This is a genomic window from Arhodomonas sp. KWT (assembly GCF_010993615.1).
Genome location: NZ_WNXE01000040.1, coordinates 12,181 through 16,969, shown reverse-complemented (window position 1 = coordinate 16,969; position 4,789 = coordinate 12,181). Strand labels below are relative to the sequence as shown.

At 68.0% G+C, this 4,789-nt stretch carries 4 protein-coding genes; all 4 read right to left on the bottom strand.

Annotated elements, in window-relative coordinates:
- Nucleotides 1-125: 125 nt before the first annotated feature.
- On the bottom strand, nucleotides 126-1,973 hold the full coding sequence (locus G7A99_RS08870) for a UvrD-helicase domain-containing protein (protein WP_163139603.1): 1,848 nt from the start codon (nucleotides 1,971-1,973) through the stop codon (nucleotides 126-128).
- A 713-nt stretch (nucleotides 1,974-2,686) separates the two neighbouring features.
- Complete coding sequence (gene galU, locus G7A99_RS08865) at nucleotides 2,687-3,574, bottom strand: UTP--glucose-1-phosphate uridylyltransferase GalU (RefSeq protein ID WP_163139601.1); 888 nt, start codon at nucleotides 3,572-3,574, stop codon at nucleotides 2,687-2,689.
- Between the two features lie 124 nt (nucleotides 3,575-3,698).
- Nucleotides 3,699-3,956, bottom strand: a complete 258-nt coding sequence (locus G7A99_RS08860; protein WP_163139599.1) for a helix-hairpin-helix domain-containing protein — start codon at nucleotides 3,954-3,956, stop codon at nucleotides 3,699-3,701.
- Between the two features lie 115 nt (nucleotides 3,957-4,071).
- Complete coding sequence (pyrF, locus tag G7A99_RS08855; protein WP_163139615.1) at nucleotides 4,072-4,773, bottom strand: orotidine-5'-phosphate decarboxylase; 702 nt, start codon at nucleotides 4,771-4,773, stop codon at nucleotides 4,072-4,074.
- Nucleotides 4,774-4,789 lie beyond the last annotated feature (16 nt).

Here is a 4,789-nt window from a genome sequence, read left to right as displayed (position 1 = left end):
CAACCATCGCCGAAAGTTGAGAACGGTTCGCATCCCGAAGCTACCCTCACGTACGACCGTCATTCCCATGCTGCCTCGTGCCGCGCCCGCTGTGGAGCGGCTCCTTTTATTGCCAGCATACCGTATCAGGCGCTTGCCCCGGAGCCAGCCACCCCGGTTTCATCGATGAACACCGGCCAGTCGCAACCATACTGCCTCAGCTGCGGGTCGGACGTCACCACCGCGACATAGCTGCATACGCCTGTTTCGGATACTTTGAGTCGCGTGAGAGCCACGTACAAAGCCCGCCTCACTTTTTCACTCTCGGCGGCTTCGACGCACACGACCAGGTATCGAGCCTCCCACCCCTTCATGCCGTGCATCGTCGTGACCTTGACTCCGTTGTTGCCGACGGAGAACCCTCGTTTCGCGGCGCTCGCCGCCCGGCTGTCCTGCTGCAGGGTGTGCACGGTGTTTATCCCGAGATGCTCGAGATGGGTCACCAGTTCGACCCCCAGTGAGCGCGTTGGCACGACGACGACCACGTCCGAGTACGCGGCCGGATCCTCACGCGCAACAGGCTCGAGCTCGGCCACGGCAAGCGCCCCGTATTGCGGGACCCGGCCCCCTGGCACTTGGCGCCAGCGCATCTGCGTCGGGGCATGGAGTTGCAGTGGCCGCGTGCCGGGTATCTGGTCCCCTTCCTTGTGACTGAGTACGCGTGACGCGAATTCACTCACGAAAGGAAGGTAGTCACCTGGGAGACGATGGCAGGTGTACAGTTCGCTCCATTTCCCCCTGAACCCCGCGCCCGACATGGCCTCGTCGGTCCATGACTCGGCCCTGCCGTAGAGATCCTGCGTGGCGTCCGCCGCCAGGATGAATTCGCCGCCGTTACGTATCGCGCGGCGTGCGACATGCCACCAGTGGGGCGACCAGTCCTGCCCTTCATCCACGAGCAACGCGTCGTAGCCGGTGTGCCGGTGGCCACCAAGCCTGTCGAGGGTTTCCAGGGCCCTTTCGGTCAGACGGGGCAGTTCCTCGTCGCATACGTGTTTGAGCGCGACCTGCCGGTCCTCCTCGGTCCGTTGTTCGTCCGGTTTATGGTGCCGCCAGAGCGCCCTGTACGATTCCGTGAACCCCGCCTGCTCACAAATGAGTTTGCACCAGGCATGGAAACCGAGAACGGTCACGCGTTCGTCGCGGCAATAGGGCGCACGTGCCCGGTCCACGAGATCCCTGATGTAGCGAATCAGCGCGTTATTGAAGGTCAGGACAAGCACCCGCCGCCCCTGGGCCTCCAGGTGGGCCGCACGACCGGCGATCACGTGGGTCTTGCCCGTCCCGGCCGCGCCGCGGATGCGGCGAAGGCCTGACCGCGTTCTCGTGCTCACCAGCGGCTTCTGAACCGGGTCGAATACCAGTGGTTGTCGTTGGGCCGCGCGATACTCCGGTTCTCTCAGCCAGGCCCTCAACTCCGCGGCGGCGGTTTCGCTCATCAGCTTCGACCGGGATCGACCGGACTCGGGGAAGACACGGTGAACGCGTTCTCGCGCCAGCGCTTCCCGACTCACGGCTGGCGCGTAGCGGTGGGGCTGGAATGCGGCGTCCGCGCAGAACCGGGTCACCTCCTCTTCGCTCGCGTAAGGGAATATGAGTCCCGCGGTAACCGCGCCGAAGCCAACACTACCCCATTCCCGGCGGACGGTCGGGATATAGAGCTCTGCCACGTTTTCCCGCGTCGAGCGGAGTGCCGCGAATGGATTGATCACGGGTACGGCCCCCGCTTCGTCCTGAACATAAAGGGTTAGCGGGCTGCCGGGGGAGTCTCGCCGGAAGGCATACCCGCCTTCCCCGATCGGATACTCGACGAGCCGATAGACGGCGAGCCCGACCTCCGGGTTGAGTAGGACCACGTCCGGGGATAGGCCATTGAAATGGGGGCGGACATAGATCTCCCACGCCAACGGCAGACGCGCGTGGAAAAAGTGCACCACTTCCTCGAGCCCCGGGCTGGCAGCTGACCGCAAGTGAGGAAGGGCCTCCAGGCGTGGCATTACGATGCGCTGAGGAGAGGAATCCATGGGTACACCCTGCCATCGCGAATCGCCCGCGCCGGGAAGCGCAAACTTGCGAGCCGGCATGCCCGGGATATGCCTCGTATGGAGTGCAACGCTGACAGGCAAAGGCGGCCGGTGGCCGACACGGGCCGGGGCTGCCCGTCTGGAGCACGCGGCGCGGGACGCGCAGGCCACTTCGTGGACATGGTTCACGGCCAGATCGGCGAACCGACGGGGCCGGGCGGCAGTCAGCCACGCGCCGGGGACGGTTGCAACAAGCTCCCTGCGATCTGCGAGCGCGGCCTCGAGGGGCTACCACACGAGCGGGTGCACTCCAGCATCACGACACCATCGGAAACCTGGGCGCTATTACCGCCGCCGCTATTCACGCCCGCGACATGCCGTCTCACCCGCCCACACATTCCGCGGCCACCGGAGTGACGGACGCATTCGCCCCGGCCAGGCCGGGCCGCACGGTGAACGGCCCGCGCGCCGGCCAACTCCGCCAGGTGAGGCGTCGTCAACGTCCGTCACTACCACGTCGATACCGGCCAGGGCCGTGGGGGCCCAGGAATGGCACCCAACGTCACGCCGGCGTCTCGCCCGCCACCGGCAGGAGAGTTGTCGCAGAGTGCCTCACCTGCGTCTCAGTGACTACGCTGGTGCAACGCGTCGAGGTACTCGCGGAACTGCGCGCCGAGTTCCGGGTGCTTGAGGGCGTACTCCACGGTGGCCTGCAGGTAACCGAGCTTGTCACCACAGTCGTAACGCGTGCCGCGGAACTCGTAGGCGAACACCGGCTCATCGCGCATCAGCGCGGCGATGGCGTCGGTGAGCTGGATCTCGCCGCCGGCGCCGGGCCGGGTCTGGCGGAGCTTGTTGAAGATCGCCGGATTGAGGATGTAGCGCCCGACCACGCCGAGGGTCGACGGCGCGGCCTCCGGCGCGGGCTTCTCGACGATGCCGCGCACCTCGCTCAGCCGCTCGGCCACCGGCGAGGCGTCGACGATGCCGTAGCGGTCAGTGTGCTCCTCGGGTACCCGCTGCACACCGAGGATGCTCGCGACATGGGCGTCGTACTGATCGGTCATCTGGGCCAGGCAGCCGCTGCCCTCCGGGTCGTCGATGAGGTCGTCGGCCAGGATCACGGCAAAGGGCTCGTCGCCCACGATGGGCTCGGCGCAGAGCACGGCATGGCCCAGGCCGAGGGCCTCGGACTGGCGGATGTAGACCACCGCCACGCCGTTGGGCAGGATCTCGCGGACCTGGCGCAGGCGGTCCTGCTTGCCCTTGGCCTCGAGCTCGGTCTCCAGCTCATAGGCCTTGTCGAAGTGGTCCGGGATGCTGCGCTTGTTGCGCCCGGTCACGAAGATCAGGGTCTCGATCCCGGCCTTGGCGGCCTCCTCCGCGGCATACTGCACCAGCGGCTTGTCCACCACCGGCAGCATCTCCTTGGGGTTGGCCTTGGTCGCGGGCAGGAAGCGCGTCCCCAGCCCGGCGACGGGAAATACGGCCTTGCGGATGCGTCGCGTCATAGTGCTCGATTCCTGGTTGCGGACCCCGTGCGGGGGATGGCGCCTATCGATACACCGACCGCCGGGGGCGCACAAGAGGGCCGCGCCGGGAGGCGCGGCCGCAAACGCCGCAGGGCCACGGGTGTCACCGGACGGTGACGTCCTCGCGAATGCCCTCCAGCGTCGTCTCGCCGATGCCGTCCACCGCGGTCAGCCCCTGCTTGGACTCGAACGGCCCGTGGGCCGCCCGGTAGTCGACGATGGCCGCCGCCTTGACCGGGCCGATGCCGTCGAGGCGCTGCAGCGCCTCCACGTCCGCCTCGTTGAGGTTGATGGCCGCGGCGAACACCGCGGGCGCCACAGCGAGTGCGGCCGCACACAGGGCGGTCTTGAGCAGTTTCATGGCAAAGCCCTCCTTGGTTTCGGGATTTCCTTGACGGCGATGACTCCCATCGCCGGGATGCCACCGCGTGCGGATCACGCGGTGACGAAAGAGCTTACCCCGCGGCGGACGGCGATCACAAACCCGGTGCGTCGCCGGCGCCCGACAGCTCGGCCTCCGCGCTCGCCAGGGCGGCCGGTGGGTCCACCGCACGGGTAATGGGACGGCCGATAACCAGGTCCGTGGCCCCGGCCGCGAGCGCTGCCGCGGGCGTCATCACCCGGCTCTGGTCGCCGGCGGCGACACCCGCCGGGCGGATGCCCGGCGTCACGCGGCGGAAACCCGGCCCGCCCAGCGCCCGCATGGACGCCGCCTCCCGTGCGGCGCAGACGACACCGTCCAGCCCCGCCTCCACGGCGAGGCCGCCGAGCCGGCTCACCGCGGCATCCACCGGGCCGGCGATACCAATACGCTCGAGGTCGGCGTCGGAGTGGCTGGTGAGGATAGTGACGCCGGTAAGCAGGGTGGCGTGACCGCCGGCGTCCACAGCGGCACGTGCGGCCTCCATCATGGCGGGACCGCCGAGGGTGTGGACATTGACCATCCACACGCCCAGATCGGCGGCGGCCCGGCAGGCGCCGGCCACGGTGTTGGGGATATCGTGGAACTTGAGGTCGAGGAACACGTCCCAGCCCGCGACGCTCCAGCGCCGCACCACCTCGGGACCGGCGCGCAGGAACAGCTCCTTGCCAACCTTCAGCCGACAGCGGCCGACCGGCAGCGAGGCGACCAGCGTCTCGGCGGCGGCGACATCGTCGAAGTCCAGCGCGACGATGATCCGCGGCGTTTCCGCC

Coding starts and splice junctions, on each gene's coding strand:
- galU (WP_163139601.1), bottom strand. CDS start 3,574: ATGACGCGACGCATCCGCAAGGCCGTATTTCCCGTCGCCGGGCTGGGG.
- G7A99_RS08860 (WP_163139599.1), bottom strand. CDS start 3,956: ATGAAACTGCTCAAGACCGCCCTGTGTGCGGCCGCACTCGCTGTGGCG.